The organism is Pseudarthrobacter sp. efr-133-R2A-89, assembly GCF_030209315.1.
Taxonomy (GTDB): Bacteria; Actinomycetota; Actinomycetes; order Actinomycetales; family Micrococcaceae; genus Arthrobacter.
This window is the reverse complement of the sequence record NZ_JARVSE010000014.1, coordinates 33724-48158: the sequence shown is the minus strand read 5'-3', so window position 1 is coordinate 48158 and position 14435 is coordinate 33724. Positions and strand designations below refer to the sequence as shown.

At 63.6% G+C, this 14435-nt stretch carries 13 protein-coding genes and 1 pseudogene; 7 read left to right on the top strand and 7 right to left on the bottom strand.

Features of this window, described 5'->3' with window-relative positions; all coding sequences use genetic code 11:
- The first annotated feature begins 24 nt into the window (after positions 1-24).
- Together QRM95_RS20530 and QRM95_RS20525 are read left to right on the top strand one after the other, a co-directional pair.
- Positions 25-1458, top strand: coding sequence for an MFS transporter (locus QRM95_RS20530; protein ID WP_285249267.1), 1434 nt, complete (start codon positions 25-27; stop codon positions 1456-1458).
- Between the two features lie 29 nt (positions 1459-1487).
- Positions 1488-1772, top strand: a pseudogene (locus tag QRM95_RS20525) (nucleoside hydrolase); the annotation flags it as partial.
- 213 nt (positions 1773-1985) lie between these two features.
- Here the strand turns inward: QRM95_RS20525 and QRM95_RS20520 are convergent.
- Together QRM95_RS20520 and QRM95_RS20515 are read right to left on the bottom strand one after the other, a co-directional pair.
- On the bottom strand, positions 1986-2678 hold the full coding sequence (locus QRM95_RS20520; protein ID WP_285249266.1) for an RloB family protein: 693 nt from the start codon (positions 2676-2678) through the stop codon (positions 1986-1988).
- Positions 2679-2680: 2 nt separating this feature from the next.
- On the bottom strand, positions 2681-4018 hold the full coding sequence (locus QRM95_RS20515; RefSeq protein ID WP_285249265.1) for an AAA family ATPase: 1338 nt from the start codon (positions 4016-4018) through the stop codon (positions 2681-2683).
- 309 nt (positions 4019-4327) lie between these two features.
- Between QRM95_RS20515 and QRM95_RS20510 the strand changes: the two genes are divergently transcribed.
- The 5 genes from QRM95_RS20510 (at position 4328) to QRM95_RS20490 (ending at position 6432) form a co-directional block, all read left to right on the top strand.
- A complete protein-coding gene (locus tag QRM95_RS20510) occupies positions 4328-4468 on the top strand; it encodes a hypothetical protein (RefSeq protein ID WP_285249264.1) in 141 nt (46 codons plus the stop codon).
- A gap of 85 nt (positions 4469-4553) precedes the next feature.
- On the top strand, positions 4554-4946 hold the full coding sequence (locus QRM95_RS20505) for a hypothetical protein (protein WP_285249263.1): 393 nt from the start codon (positions 4554-4556) through the stop codon (positions 4944-4946).
- The gene (locus QRM95_RS20500) at positions 4921-5763 is read left to right on the top strand and encodes a nucleoside hydrolase (protein ID WP_285249262.1); all 843 of its coding nucleotides are present in this window, start codon (positions 4921-4923) and stop codon (positions 5761-5763) included. The genes QRM95_RS20505 and QRM95_RS20500 overlap by 26 nt, the downstream gene beginning before the upstream one ends.
- 142 nt (positions 5764-5905) lie before the next feature.
- Positions 5906-6109: an antitoxin MazE-like protein gene (locus QRM95_RS20495; RefSeq protein WP_285249261.1), complete on the top strand. Its 204-nt coding sequence runs from the start codon at positions 5906-5908 to the stop codon at positions 6107-6109.
- Positions 6106-6432: a type II toxin-antitoxin system PemK/MazF family toxin gene (locus QRM95_RS20490; protein WP_285249260.1), complete on the top strand. Its 327-nt coding sequence runs from the start codon at positions 6106-6108 to the stop codon at positions 6430-6432. The genes QRM95_RS20495 and QRM95_RS20490 overlap by 4 nt, the downstream gene beginning before the upstream one ends.
- 147 nt (positions 6433-6579) lie before the next feature.
- Here the strand turns inward: QRM95_RS20490 and QRM95_RS20485 are convergent, their stop codons facing one another.
- The 5 genes from QRM95_RS20485 to QRM95_RS20465 all read right to left on the bottom strand — a co-directional run bounded on the left by QRM95_RS20485 (position 6580) and on the right by QRM95_RS20465 (position 14274).
- Positions 6580-7362: a GntR family transcriptional regulator gene (locus QRM95_RS20485; RefSeq protein WP_285249259.1), complete on the bottom strand. Its 783-nt coding sequence runs from the start codon at positions 7360-7362 to the stop codon at positions 6580-6582.
- 181 nt (positions 7363-7543) lie between these two features.
- On the bottom strand, positions 7544-8779 hold the full coding sequence (locus QRM95_RS20480; RefSeq protein WP_285249258.1) for a Wadjet anti-phage system protein JetD domain-containing protein: 1236 nt from the start codon (positions 8777-8779) through the stop codon (positions 7544-7546).
- The gene (locus QRM95_RS20475; protein ID WP_285249257.1) at positions 8769-12176 is read right to left on the bottom strand and encodes an ATP-binding protein; all 3408 of its coding nucleotides are present in this window, start codon (positions 12174-12176) and stop codon (positions 8769-8771) included. Before QRM95_RS20475 ends, QRM95_RS20480 begins: the two co-directional genes overlap by 11 nt.
- The gene (locus tag QRM95_RS20470) at positions 12173-12835 is read right to left on the bottom strand and encodes a DUF4194 domain-containing protein (protein ID WP_285249256.1); all 663 of its coding nucleotides are present in this window, start codon (positions 12833-12835) and stop codon (positions 12173-12175) included. The genes QRM95_RS20475 and QRM95_RS20470 overlap by 4 nt, the downstream gene beginning before the upstream one ends.
- Entirely contained in the window at positions 12832-14274 is a 1443-nt protein-coding gene (locus tag QRM95_RS20465; RefSeq protein WP_285249255.1) for a DUF3375 domain-containing protein, read from the bottom strand. Before QRM95_RS20465 ends, QRM95_RS20470 begins: the two co-directional genes overlap by 4 nt.
- Positions 14275-14435 lie beyond the last annotated feature (161 nt).

Here is a 14435-nt window from a genome sequence, read left to right as displayed (position 1 = left end):
GGTCGGGTTTTGAAAAAGTTTGGTGTGAACACCCCAACCCCCGCGGCAACCGCGCCGCCCGCGGACGCATCTGCCGCCGTCGTACTCCCGGACGACGCTGCCAGGCTCTCCGGCCGCCGCGCCGCCCTGCTGATCTCGTCGCTGCTGCTGGGCGTGCTGTCCTTCCAGCTCAACGCCATCATGGTCACCCCGACCCTGCCGCAGATCGCCGCCAGCTTCGGCAAGGGCGCCGACGCCGCAGCCCCGTCCAGTCCATGTTCTTCCCTGGCCGGCGCCATCGCCGGACCGGTGATCGGCCGGTGGAGCGACTTCATCGGCCGCCGCGCCGCGCTGCTGCTGGTCCTGGGCATCATGGCCGCCGGCACCATCCTCTGCATCACCGCGCCCACGCTGGAACTGCTGGTCACCGGCCGGTTCCTGCAGGGCGTCTCCAGCGCCGTCTTCGCGCTCGCCTACATCGTCCTCAGCGAGAACCTGCAGGCCAGGGTGTTCGGCACGTCCGTGGGCATCATCGCCGCCATCAACGGCGGCATAGGGGGAGTGGGCGGCTGGGTGGGCGGACTGATGGCCGAGACCCTGGGCTTCCGGTCCATCTTCGCGGTGGTACTGGTCCTGACGGCGGTGGCCGCCCTGTGCATCCTCCGCCTGGTCCCCGCTGGCCGTCCGCAGGGCATCCGCGGGGCAACGGACTGGTGGGGCGCCGGCTCGCTCTCGCTGTTCCTGACCTACTTCGTGTCCGACGGCTCCTCCGCCGGCTGGGCCTCGCCCACGGCCCTGGCCCTGCTGGCCGGTACTCTCGCGTCTTTCGCCGCGTTCTGGCTGATCGAGAAGCGCCGCCGCCACCCGCTCATCGCCGTGCACCACCTGCGCTCCCGCCAGGTGTGGCCGGTCATCGCCACCACCGTCCTGACCCTCGCCGGCATCTTCGCCGTCATCAACTTCACCGTTGTGCTGCTCAGCCAGGATCACGACGGCGGCTTCGGGCTGAGTGCCTCGGTTTCGGCGTTGCTGTTCCTCACGCCCGCAGCGCTGATTGGCGTATTCGCCGCGCCGTTGGCGGGGTGGCTGGCGGACCGGCGCGGGTGGATCCGGATCCTCCGGCTGGGGACCGGCCTGAGCCTGGTGTGTGCCGTGGTTGCCGCTCTGTTCTCCACTTCTTCTGTGGCGGTGCTGGTTGCCGTTGCCTGCCTGGGCATCTTCTACAACGGACTGTTTCTCACCGCCATCAACGGGCTCTCGGTGCTGCTCTCGCCCAAGGGGGCGCCGGCGGCGCTGCCCGGGATCAACGGGGCGTCCTTCGGGATCGGGGCGAGCCTCGGCGTCGTACTCGTGGCGCCGTTCGCCGCTGTTGGTACGGGCGCCGGGTACGCCACCGCCCTCTGGATCTCCGTGGGCATCACCGCCGCCGCGTTCATCGTCAGCCTCTTCGTCGCCGCCCCCAGGGGCGAGACGCTCTAACCCCTCATCCCCTTACGAAGGAACCTCCTATGACTGCCCCCATTTACCTGGACTGCAACACCGGGATCGACGACGCCCTCGCCCTGGCCTACCTGCTCGCCTCCCCCTTTGCTTCCGTGGCCGGGATCGGGACCGTGAGCGGGAACGTCAGTGCCGCCCTCGGCGCCCGCAACACCTTGGATCTACTGGCGCTCGCCGGGGCCGCCGATGTACCGGTGGCGCTGGGGGCACACGATCCTTTGGCTGCTTCCTTCCATGGCGGGGCGCCGTGGGTGCACGGGTCCAACGGGTTGGGTGAGATTCCATTGCCGCCTTTCAAGAACGCAAACAAGGAGATTGAGTACGCTGGCCGAGACAAAATCTCAGGCGTAAAGGCGGGACTTGCCCTAGCCAGTCTGGTCGTCGGCATCATAGATATTTACTATGTGGTGACCGAACAACGACGCAAGAGCCTCTCCTAAGGGCTCACCAAACAAGGAACCGCCTACCTCATCAGCAAGGTAGGCGGTTCTTTTGCTTCCAACGACTTATAGTATGTGCTCAAAACCGGGGATGCTCTTACAGGCACTATCGATCAGAGCCCGGACAACTTCGTCCACACTTGTTGACGGATTATTTTCGGGGAAGAACTTGTCGTCACGCTGGTGCTGCCGTCTGAGTTGCTGGGAAAAGACCTCGGCGCGGTCGAAGTTGCCGTAAATCTTATCAAACACAAGGTTCTTATTATTGGTCCCCGTGACCATTCCCTTTTTCTTTGCGACCGCCTGAATCTGGGTGGCATCACAGTATTTGGTGTATGACTCATCGTGGAGCACGACGAACACCTCGAAGCACGGATTACTGATAACGAACTCAACGCCAGCCTTCTGTGCTTTCGGCAACAGCCCCATGATTTCCGCTGCAAAGTCGTCAGTGTCGGTGATGACCCAAACCCGCTGATACGCGTTGGCCATATCGTTCAAGCGCTTGCAATCGCGTCGGTCCTCATCCTTCAGCCTGACGGCTTCATCAAGCAGGCGTGCGGGGTTCCTGCCATCTGGAATGAACTCCAAAGTTGCGCCCGATGCGCTCAGGGCATCTTGTACATAGCGAAAGTATTCTTTTTCGGTGGCTATGCCGCCTGAGACCAGCAGATGCCTTGCGCGCCGTTCGCGTCCTCCGACCTTGCGGTTCTGGTTTCGCCTTCCATCGAACTGGCGCTTCCGTGGCTGTACGGGCATCCTTACGAGACCTTGTTTGGGTTAGCGACAGCAAGGGCGTAATCCATGAAGTGCGGATTCGGAATACCGCCGAACCTGCCCAGCAGGTAGCCCCTTTCAATATTCTCCTCTTTGCGGGGGGTGTACTCAGTGAGCGCGATGAGGTGCGAACCACTGTTGCGGTCCTTCTCAACAAAGTAGATTTGATCCCGGTCCAACAGCGGGTTTTGCGCAGTCCCCTTGCTCAGAAGGGAGACATCATGGGTCGTAAAAATTAGCTGGGCCATGAAAGGGTTGGTGGCTCGGCTCTTGAAAAGTTCAATAATCTCAGCCGTCAGAACGCTATGGAGGCTGGCATCGATTTCATCAACGATGACCGTTCCACCCGATCCCAAGGCAACAAGGCACTTGGAAATCAGAGCAAGGAAGGACTTGGTGCCTTGGGATTCCCATGCCATCGGGAAGGGTGTTGAACCAGTCGATGACCGATGGGAAAGAACAATCTCACGCTTTACTGGTCGGGGGTTGTCGTTCGACTTCCGCTCCAGTCGGAACGGTCCAAACCTCAACCCATCCGAACCCCCGACAAGGAGTTCAGAGAAATTCATGTTGAGCGGCATGGCCGTCTCCTTGACTTCGATGCCGTTAATCCCAAGATCTGCCTTTGAGAGAACTGCCAGCAGTGTCTTCTTGAAGTCCGGGTCAGTTGCGATGTTCCTCATGACCGTCATGTGCTCGGTGTCCCAGTGCGCGGAGTCGTAGCACTGGAGCCCGTGCGTCAGCCAAAGATGGGCTGGCACCAGTTGCGATGAAGCACCGATCTGGGCTCCGGCACTCAGGGTCAAGGCATTTGGGCGGGACTTGACCGCTTCCTTCAGTTCCGCTTTTTTACCCTTAAAGGACGGGCCGAACCTGATCTCATCGATGTCATCGCCCAATCCTCGCTCAAAGAGCACAGTGCGGTGGGCGGATTTATAAACATACAGGTTCTCGGTCAGGATGCGCGTTTGGTCGCAGGAGAAGCCATAGACATATTCGAGGCCATCGGAGGCGCGGAACTCAGTCGAAAACTCCGTAGGTTCCGTGATGAACTCGGGATCCAGCAGGAAGGGCATGACAGGAACAGGGCTGTCAGGTTCCCAGCGGGTGTAACTGTCTCTCACGGCGTTCTGAACAGTTCGCACGGCCTCATAGACCGTCGACTTACCACTCGCGTTGCTGCCGAATATCGCCATGATGGAGGACACAGGATTCCAGTCCTCCGGTGCCACACCCTTGGGACGCTTGCCCACGCGGCTCAGGCTCAGTGTTGCGGGATCACGCAAACTTCTGAAGTTGCTGACCTGAAAGTTCAATAGCATCTGACGACCCTTCGTCTCATTGCTTACGGGTCCAACACTACCGTCTTAACCCCACGAAACGCTCTCCTGTGCGGAAAATTCGCAAAATCAGCCCTTTAGTTCGGCTTCTGCTCGAGCGAGCCGGGATCCTTCATATCTGTTGGCGTCGGGGCCAGTCTGACCGAGTGCCGAGCATCAGGGCTCAATCCGAGGACGGGAGCCGGGGGACCGTTCGGAGTCGGGATCGATCCGGTAGAGCGGCAGCCCGGTTAGGAATTTGTTATCCACCAACCGGGGCACAGAGCCCACAAAAAGAAAGAAACCACCGCCATGAACAAGTTCCTAGCCATCATCGCCCTCGCAGTCGTTCTCATTGTTGGCCTCAACATCGTGAGCAAGGTCTTTGAAAGTGAAAGCCACTCTGCTCACACCATCAGCAGCATCAGTGCCGAAGGACTTTCCAGCCACTAAGATATTTGCGGTATCGATTCGAGAATGTCAGTCGCTTCCGGTATGAATGCACCAAAGATTAGCCCCTATCAAGGAATGGTGCGCTTTGGAATATACGGAAGCAGAAAAACAGCGGGTTAGGTATTTCTATTCAGACCGCTTGGCAGTGATGCTGGGCGAAGCCGGTCGCTGTGGCGCAAAGGATCTGGAAGCCATCAGGGACCGGGTGATGATCCAGCAGGATTGGGCACTCTCAAACCACCTGACTGCCGAGGCTGCCAGTTTCGCGGACCTCCAGTATTGGATTCAGGCAGAAACGCTTAAAACTACTGCGGACATGGGGATCCTGACCTTCGCGGTGGAGCATCAGGAAACCGAGGTTCATCAGCAGGCCATCGCCAAGAACCCACATGCCACCCCTGAAATCTTGGAACAGATCATTCGGAAGGGGAACTGTAAAAACTTTGGTGGTCGTGGCTTCCAACCCCAACATCACTGACCAGATGCTCGAGGGTCTCATGGCAACAGCGGACAGGATTCATGGTTCGGTGGCCGGTAAGCAGATGAACCTGTGGTCGCAAAAGACCGGTGATGACCAGCGGGCGGAAGAAGCGATGAACCTGCGGACCGCCGTTCTAAGCGCCTTGGCTGCCGAGTCCGCGGCGGAGATGCTGGTGCGGCTGGCGCGGGAGTACCCGGGGGAGTTGCGGGTGGTGGCGATCGGGCCGCTGAGCAACCTCGCCCAAGCCCTGGAGCTGGATCCCTCGTTGCCGTGTCTGGTGGAGTCGGTGACCGTGATGGGCGGGGCCGCGCTGGCGCCGGGGAACATCACGCCCGTGGCAGAGGCGAACATCTGGCACGACCCCGAGGCCGCCGCCCTGGTGCTGCCCGCCGACTGGGACGTGACCCTGGTGCCGCTGGACGTGACTATGGCGTCGGTGCTGGAGGAGCCGCACCGGCAAGAGCTGCTGGCTTCCGCTGAGCCGGTGCCGCGGGCACTGGGGGAGATGCTGGGCTACTACTTCCGGTTCTACGAGGGCATTTACGGCCGGCCCTGCTCCGCGATGCACGATCCGCTGGCCGCGGCGCTCGCTGTTGGCGCCGTTAAACCTGCGCTGGCACCCGTGGTGCGTGCCGCCGTCGACACCTCCTCCGGGCTTGGCCGCGGCCAGACCGTGTGCGACATGCGCGGGCTGTACGCGGGGTACCCGCCGGTGTCCGGCGCGCGCTGCCGTGTGGTGCTCTCGCTGGAGGAGGACTTCGCCCCGCACCTGGTGGAGACGCTGCTCTCAAGCTCTCCCCGGTGCCCGAGCTGATCTAGACGCCCGCTCACCTTCGGCCGTCATCTCGCAAACCCGCGCTCACCTTTGGCGGCCCGTACACAAATCCCCGCTCACCGCATGACCTGTCTTGCCCAGACCGCTGACAGGGCAGGGCGTTACATGTAACGTTGATGCCATGAGCGTTAGGGACCGTGTAGCGAGGCACCGGATAGCCATGCGTGAGCGCGGGTTTCGCCAGATTCAAATGTGGGTACCGGATGCGCGTACAGACGAGTTCAAGCGTGAGGCAGAACGCCAGGCCCGCGCTGTCGCCGCCTCCGACCGTGTCACGGACGATCAGGATTTTGTTGAACAGATCTCCGAAGATTGGCCGGAGTGAACCGAGGAGAGCTGTGGACCGTCTCTGGCGGAACCTATGCCCAAAAGTCGCGTCCCGCGCTCATCATCCAGGACGACCTCTTCGCGGAATCAGAGTCCGTCACTCTTCTTCCACTGACGTCGCACCTCACGGACGCTCCCTTGCTGAGGCTCACCGTGGAACCCGGCCAGTTGAACGGCCTGGAGCGGGCCAGCCAGATCATGGTCGACAAGCTCACCACCGTGCGCCGATCCAACGTGGGGCAGCGAATCGGTCGGATTGATTCCGAAACGATGGTCGCTGTCGAGCAGTCGCTCGCGGTCTTCCTCGGGCTGGCACGCTGATCGCGGCTGATCATTGGCTACTCATTGGTGGACCTCAGCGGTACGGCTGAGGCGTTCCAACGCCCAGTCCCAGCTGAGCAGTCCCTGTTCAAGGCGGACGGCGGGCCCGAACGTGCCGTTGCGGAGTGCTTCGTAAAGGGAAAATCCTCAGGACTGGAACTGCTGCATCACGGACAGGTGCCCGGCGCGCGCGGACACCAAGCACTTGGCCAGGTAGAAGGGCCGGTTGGCGTGCCGCACGTACTGCGTCAACACCAGCACCGGGTCCGACGCGCGGAGGTCCAGCAGCTTTGCGCGGCTGGGGCCCACCTGGCTGAGGCTGATTTGGCACTCACCCGGCCCGGCCAGCCGGCCCAGCAGGGTGTTGAGCGTGGCAAGCAAGGTGGCGCCGCCGTCGTCCGCTATTTCCAGGGGCGCCGGGACGCTCTTGTCGAAGCTGACCGGCTGGGAGGTGACGTTCTCCTGCAGGTGGGCGATCGCCTCGCCGTCGCGGATCAGGACCGACTCCCAGAGCCAGCATTCCGTGCCAGGCTCCACGCCGATGCCGGGGGCGACGAACTCGGACGCGGCCTGGCGGATGGCCTGGGTGCGCTTGACCTCCAGGGTCTGCCCGGGGCCGGCGAGGACTTCCTCGAAGGGGCGGATGCGTTCGATGCCGATGCGGGGGAGCGTGTCCGAGACGAAGCGTCCGACGCCGCGCCGCGCCCTGATCAGGCCGTCCTCCTCCAGGAGCATCAGGGCTTCGCGGACCACGGTGCGGCTGACTTTCATGTCCGCGCCGAGTTCGGTTTCGGTGGGGATCATGGAGCCGGGGGTGAGGAGGCCGTTGCGGATGGCCTCGGCGATGCGCGAGTACACCGCCACGCGCAGCGGCGAGCCCGGCTGCGCGGCCACCGGCTGGGACAGGAACCGGGCGGCGTCCTGGTGCACGTTTTGCCTCGCTCTTCGGTTGGTTTCTCGGGGGATTCCAGCCTAAGACAAGTTGTACTTGTTTCTTCTACCAGTAGCACTCGTTTGTTGGACAAGTGGTGCTGGTGCGGTGCGTAATGGCCACGGGGATGCCACGACTGTGTTGTCCTTCCCAGCCAATCCTGCTGCCAGCGAGCAGGACTCAAGCCCCCAACTCTTGGAGCGCCCAATCCCAGTTAATCAGTTCCTGCTCCAGGCGAACATTCGAGCCATAGGTGCTCCCGAGGGATTCGTAGAGCGCCGCTTCTGCAGCCGTCATCCTCGCAAGCGCCGCCCGCGAGGGCGATTCTTCCGTACCCCAAGCATCCCTGTGTGCAAGCAGGGTGCGCTCATCCATCAGTACACTCTCCACGTGCGGATGGGCGGCCCGGAGCTGGTCGAGGATTCGGAAGCCGTGGGTGTCGATGTCACCCCAATAGCGGACCTTGCAGCGGCGCAGCCAGTCCGCGTCCCGCAGGGAAGAGAATCCATAGCCGCCCCCAAAAAGTGCCAGCGTCCCTGGGCGGTCGGGAAGCGCCAGGAAATTGACCTGGTTCTCCGTTGCGATGACGGTATCCACCGGCAGCCGCAACCCGCGGAACGCTTCGGCTGTCAATGTGATGTCCCGTGCCCCACCAAACTCGTCAATGTCAGGATCCAACAGCCGAAACCTCACTAACTCCGGAGGGTGCAGGAACCCGTGCCGGCGGGCGAATCTCGCCGCAGGTGTCCTTCCTGCGCTGTCCTCGAGCCCCGCATCATGATTCGAGGACTCCAGCTCGCCGTCACCCGCGGACATTTCCAGGTCGCCGGGCGAGGACTCGACGGAGGCCAGCATTTGGTCAATAACCTGCCGGTGCCGCTCGATGAACTTCGTGTGCACCCCGGGCAGGCCCAACTGGCGGACGTAGATACCGGGCGCAGGGTTGTCCCGCAGCCACAACGCTATGCGCGCCGCAGTCACGGCCGCCGGGCCCAGTTCGAGGAGCTTCATCGGCCGCCTCGCTGCCCAGTCCACCAGCTGGGGATCCAGTCCGGCCAGGCCCTCGGTCAGGGACCGGAAGACGCCGACCTCCCGTGCCTTCCCAACAAAGCCGATCTCGTCCTCAACAGTGGCAAATACAGCCGCGCCGGGAAGGGAATTGGCCCCCACAGTCCGCCGCCCGGTCTCTACCGTTTCCAAAGAGTAGGCACCTGCCCCGGAAAAAAGCTCACCTGCCCACGCGCGGACCGCCGCGTAATCGCTGAGCAGCTCGGCCGCCGTCGGACGCTTCAACGGACGACGGCGCGGGTACAGTCCGCTGGGCTCCAGCAGCTCCCGGAGGAGTGAACCGCTGCTCCACGCCTTGAGCGACAGCGCCCTCAGGTCCGCCAGCGTGGACCACGCCTTAGTGGCCACGCCGGTCCTTCTCCGCGCGGTACTCCTGGATGGTCAGGTTGCGCAGCTGCGAATCGTCGCCGTTGGTGTTCGCCACGAACCCAACGTGCGAGACGTACGGCTCGATCACGTGGATCTTCGTCAGGGGAGTGACGATCAGCAGCTGCAGCTTCATCCGCTGGAACAGCTCCAACCCATAGCGGGCGGACTCGTCCGAGCCGCGGCCGAACGCCTCGTCAATCACCACGAACCGGAAGCTCCTGCCGCTGCCGGCATTCCTGCCCGCTCCCTTGCCGGACCCCAGCCCGAACTGGAACGCCAGGGCCGCCGCCAGGATGGTGTACGCCAGCTTCTCCTTCTGACCGCCGGACTTGCCGCCCGAATCCGTGAAGTGCTCATATTCCTCGCCGGTCTCCGTCCACTTCTCGGACGCCGAGAACGTGAACCAGTTCCGCACGTCCGTCACCTTCGCCGTCCACTTCCGGTCAAGGTCCGTCAGTCCTTCCCGGCCGCGGAACCTGTCAATCAGCCTCTCCACCTGCAGGTACTTCTGCTCGGAGTATTGATCCGTCCCGCCGATGGTCCCCTCCGAGCACGCCCGCAGGTCGCTGCCGAACTCGCGCACGTCCTGGTCCGACGTCGCCTGGTGCTCCAGCTGGATATGCCGGCCCGTGTTGTACGGGATACCCGCCAGCGACTCGTTGATCTCGCCGATCCGGTCAATGATGTTCTGCCGCCGGCTGTCCAGGAACGCATTGAACGCCACCACCTCGCGGATGGTGTTCTGGTTCAGCAGGTCCTTGAACTGGTTCTCGAACCGGGGAAGGTCGTTGCCCACCAGCTGCTCCAGCAGCCGGTTGTAGTCCGCCGCGGCTTCCAGCGAGGCGTCGACATCGGTGGTTTCGTTCGGGTACTTGTTGCGGAAGTCCGCCATCTTGGTGACGGTGCTCTCCGCTGCACGGGCGATCCTCTTGGACAGCGCGTCGATGGTGTCCGTCAACCCGTTCCGCACAGTGCTTTCCACAGCGGCAGTGTTCTTGTAGGTGAGCGGTTTGTCGCCGAGTGCTGCGTCGGTGAGGCGTTCGACGGCGGCCAGCACCTCGGCGTCGTCCGTCACCGCCGTGTCAACCAGGATGGCCCGGCACTCCTCGATCGCCTCGGCGATGTCCCGGGCATCCTTCTCATTGGCGCCCAGCCGCTGTTGCAGCTTGCCTGCCTTATCCTCCAGCCGCTCCAGCCCGTCGGTGACCTCCTGTTGCTTGGCCATGAGCTGCTGCAGGACGTCGCTGGTGGTCTCCAGGGCCTGCTTTTCTGCCTTCAGGTCTTCGATGCTACGGGCCGTGGCCTGCCAGTTGATCTCGCCGAATTCCGTGACGGAACCAACGACGCCGAGCTGCCGGTTCTGCCGGCCCAGCGCCCCCAGCCTGGTGTTGACCCGGTCCAGCTGCCCGGCCACGACCTTCAGCGTGCCCTGTACCTCGTCAAGATCGGCGCGGAACCCGGCGATCTTGTCGTGGTTGTCCCAGCCAAGGACGTAGTTGCGCCTGTCCGCCAGGTCCTTGCGGTCATCCTTCTCGTGCCGGCCCCGGCCGCCTTTAAGCTGGCCGTTGGCCGTCAGCGCCTTGGGGTAGCGGCGGAAATCGGCCAGGTTCTCGCAGCAGAAGTAGTCAAACCGGCTGCTGAGCTCCTCCTGCAGGAAGTCCCGGAACGGGGTGCCCTGCTTAATGGCGATCTTCGCCGCGAGCGTCCCCGGCTCGGCGGCTCTGGGCGCAGGGGACTCGCCGATCCTCAGATACACCAGCCGGCCGCGCAGGTTGTTCGCGTCCACCCAGCTGCTGACCGCGGCATAGTGCTCCGCCGGGACCAGGAGCGAGAGGGCGAACCCGCGGAGGGTCCGCTCGGCAGCGCCCTCCCACGCGGCCTCGCCGTCCCGGACCTTAAGCAGCTCACCCACGTAGGGCAGATCACTGTCCGGGATCCCGGTGCCTTCGCAGAGCCGGCGGCGGATATCCAGCTGGGGGAGCGGGATCAGGTTGCGCCGGGCCTGCAGGCTGGTGAGCTCGGCTTTGATCTCCCCGGACCTGGCCTCGTGCCCTGCCTGCTGGATGCACAGCCTGGTGCGCTCTTCATGCAGCGCCTCGGAGCGCGCCGCCAAGTCCCCTTCCACCCCGGTGAGCCCCGCCCGGTTCGCATCGAACAGCACGCGGTCCTCGGGGGCCTGCAGGCCAAGGTCCGCTGCCGCGGCCGAGTAGGCTTCGAACCGCTGTTTCTGCTCGGCGGACTTGGCGGCCAAAGCGTCAAGTTCGGCGTCGATCGCGGCGAGCCGACCGCCGCCGTTGGTGCGGATATCCTCCTCCACCCCGGCCAGGTCCCGGCGCAGCTGCTTGACCTCGCCGTTCAGTCGAGTCCAGTCTTCCTGCAGCCGCACGCCCGTGCGCTCCAGCTCGGCCTGGTGTTCCAGGCTCAGCTGCAGTTTCCGGTCCGTGAACCACGGATGCAGCTGGTCGCGTTGCTCCTTCGCCAGGCTGTACTCGGCCTCTAGCCCGGCGTGCAGGGCGGCGCCCTCCTTGATGGGTGTCAGCAGGGCGATCTGGTCCTTGGCCCGGAGGACGGCGTCGTGGGCTTTCTTCAGGTCGTCGAAATGGTGGATCAGGTTGGTGATCCGGGTGGCGACGTCATCATCCTCTAGCATGTTGCCGCGGACGAACGAGGTGATGTTCTCCACCTGCTTCATGGACACCGTGCGGTGGAACAGCTCCATGGCCTGGTTGCCGCTGATCCCAAACTGGCGCTTGAAGGCCGCTGCGTACGGATCGAAGGAATCCTGGACCGACACACCGGCGGCGCGTAGCTTCTTCTTCAGCTTCAGCGGGTCCTGGCCGAACTTGCTGAAGTCGGCAGCGATGGACTGGTCCGCTTCCGCGAGCGAGTAGAACCGGTTGGGCTGCCCCGCCTCCTGAGTAGCCCACAACGTGATGCCCAGCGTGACCCACTTGCCGAGCACGGCGTTATGGAAGACGCCCAGCACCACCGTCAGCTGGCCAGTACCGCGCAGCGCCACCGGCTTGGAGTAATACCCGGCGGCGCTCCTGGCGCTCTTATGGAAGCCCCGGACGTACGACAGCAGGGAACGTTCCTTCTTCTGCGCCCCCGCGGCCTTGTTGTAATCGATCTTGTGCGCAGGAAGCAGCAGCGTGGTGATCGCATCCACCACCGTGGACTTCCCCGAACCGATGTCGCCGGTGAGCAGGCTGTTGGCCCCGTCCAACCGGAACGTGCGCACCCCCTGATGGAAGGTGCCCCAGTTGAGCAACTCCAGGCGGTGCAGCCGGAAGCCCGGGGGAGTGCCGCCGTCGGCAGCTGTTTCATCCAGACTGAACAAGCTCTCCTGCAAGTCCGTGGCCAGTTCCGCCGTCACAGGTCCTCCCCAATTGTGCGTGCGGCTTCGGTTGCCCTGGCAGGCTCCGCAGAGGTGGGCGGCTCGCCGGCGAGCGTCCGGCGGTAGTCATCCAGCCGTGCGTCGAACTCTTCCAGCCACTGCGCATCCACGTAGGCCTTCAGGATCCGTGCCACCTCGTACGTATCTGCCTGCCCCCTGAGCTTGCGCAGGAAACCGAGCTCCACCAATTTCTTGATGTCAGCCCCCAGCCGGTCCAGGACCCGGGCCTCGTTGCTGGATTCGGGCAGGAACACCGAGACCATGTCCGCGATCTCCTGTTCGCTCATAATGAGCCGGACCTCGCTGCTGTTGATGTCGAACTCCATCATGCGCCGGCGGAGCAGGGCCAGCAGCAGGCTAACGTTGAAGGTCAGGGAGCGGCGGGCGATGAGCCGGGGGAGCGTGCCGTCCGGATCATCCTTGGACCGCAGGAACGCGTATCCTTCAGACTCGTCCAGCAACAGGTCCAGGCCCAGCACCCCCACGTAGTCGCGCACCTGCGAGGTCAGCCCGAGCAGAGACTGCCAGAGCTTCTCGTCGTTCTCCGCGTAAAGCACGCCCTTGAAGAGCCGGGTGACGACGGCGGGAAGCTCCTCGGGCGCGCGGGTTTCAGTGTCAGCTGTGGCGGGGACGTTCATGCCGGCCTTCCGAAGATGATTTGTTCGATGGTGGCTTCGCGGATGGAGCCGTCCGGCAGCTGCCAGGACAGGCGTTGGGACGTTTCCGGGTTGATGGTGGCCCAGTCCGATTCAGTGGCCAGTTGGTAGTACGCCACCACCTCCGCCAAGCCTTGGGAGAGGGGGTACGCTGCCGTGACTTCGGCGAGGGTGGCCTGCTCGGTCCCGGCCAGAATGGCGTCGATGTTGGCCTGCAGGCGTTCCTTGTCCACGAAGAACTGGCCGAACAGGGCCGAGGCGTCCACATCGGCGTCATCGGCCGTTTCGACGGCGTCGTCCACCAGCACTTTGCGGCTGGGCTCATAAAGGGGCCGTTCAAAGGGCAGCACCACGTCCACGGATGGTGCGTCAATTTCCATGAAAGCGCCCGACGGTGACGCCTCCCGGGTGCCCAGCGCACCGGATTCGATGCTGCGGATCAGCTGCATGATGCGTTTGTTCTCAAGGAACACCTTGTCGTCTAGGAGCCGGCGCATTTGCTGGGAAAGCTGGCGGACGGTGGCCTGGGTCTGTTCAACGGCGGGAAGCCAGTCTTGGTGGAGGTTGGCCAGCGCGTTCAGGCTGTCCGCGTTGGCCAGGGCTTCGATCCGGGTGGCACGCTGAAGCAGGTCCTGCAGCTCGGTCCGGAGCTGGGGCGACATCAGGTAGTCCCAGAACCCCTGGAACGTGCGGCCCTGGAGGGAGCTGCTGATGTCCTGCTGGTTATCGAAAATCGACTCCAGCAGCTCACCCTGCGTGCCGTCCCACGTGGCGATCTGCTCCCGCACCTGTCGGTCCAATTTGCGGAAGTTCTGCTCCACCTCGCGGAAGTCGGAAAGCAGGTCCCTGGCCAGGGCCGTGAGCTGCTGGAAGTGGTCCAACGCTTCCGGGCCAGTCATAACGCGGATGTTGCCGTCGCGGATCCGCTGCATCTCGGCATCGATCCCGTCCCGCTGGCGCTGCAGCTCCCCGAGCCGCACCTCCGGGTCCGTCTCGGACTGCTGCACCAGCCGTTTTAGGACCGCGAAGATGCTGGTGAGCCTGGATTGGGTTGCGACGAAGTCCCGCCCGCGCAGGTTCTCCACCCAGCGGACCACATCCTCCGCAGCCGCCGTGAGATCGTAATGGGGTTCGTCCTCGCCAGGGACGTAATACTTCCTTAGCCATTGCCGGTCGTCGGCCGCCCAGTCATCAAGGTATTCACCTGCGGGACGGGGGAACCTCTCCTCGCCTTCACTGTCGCGGAGGCCGAACAGTACGTCGTCCAGGACGTCGATCAGCTCCTGCCGGCCCAGGTTGCGCTGGTTTGGACCCGTGAACGCGGCCATGAAAAACGTCAGTGCCAGCGGCGCATTCTGGGCACGGAGCAGTGACCAGCCTGCATGGTTCTCCCGCAGGGAATTGATGGCGTAGAAGTCCATTGGGGTCCGATGTTTGGTGCATCACGTCGTCGGCTTTTACTGTAAGCGACACCCCCGACAAACCTTCACCCTGGGAAGTCGACGACGAACTGGTAGGGACCGGTGGACGGACGACGGCGGGACGCACGTGCTGCCGTCGCCCTTCCCCTTCCTTCGCTCTG

Coding starts and splice junctions, on each gene's coding strand:
- QRM95_RS20520 (WP_285249266.1), bottom strand. CDS start 2,678: ATGCCCGTACAGCCACGGAAGCGCCAGTTCGATGGAAGGCGAAACCAG.
- QRM95_RS20515 (WP_285249265.1), bottom strand. CDS start 4,018: ATGCTATTGAACTTTCAGGTCAGCAACTTCAGAAGTTTGCGTGATCCC.
- QRM95_RS20510 (WP_285249264.1), top strand. CDS start 4,328: ATGAACAAGTTCCTAGCCATCATCGCCCTCGCAGTCGTTCTCATTGTT.
- QRM95_RS20495 (WP_285249261.1), top strand. CDS start 5,906: ATGAGCGTTAGGGACCGTGTAGCGAGGCACCGGATAGCCATGCGTGAG.
- QRM95_RS20470 (WP_285249256.1), bottom strand. CDS start 12,835: ATGAACGTCCCCGCCACAGCTGACACTGAAACCCGCGCGCCCGAGGAG.
- QRM95_RS20465 (WP_285249255.1), bottom strand. CDS start 14,274: ATGGACTTCTACGCCATCAATTCCCTGCGGGAGAACCATGCAGGCTGG.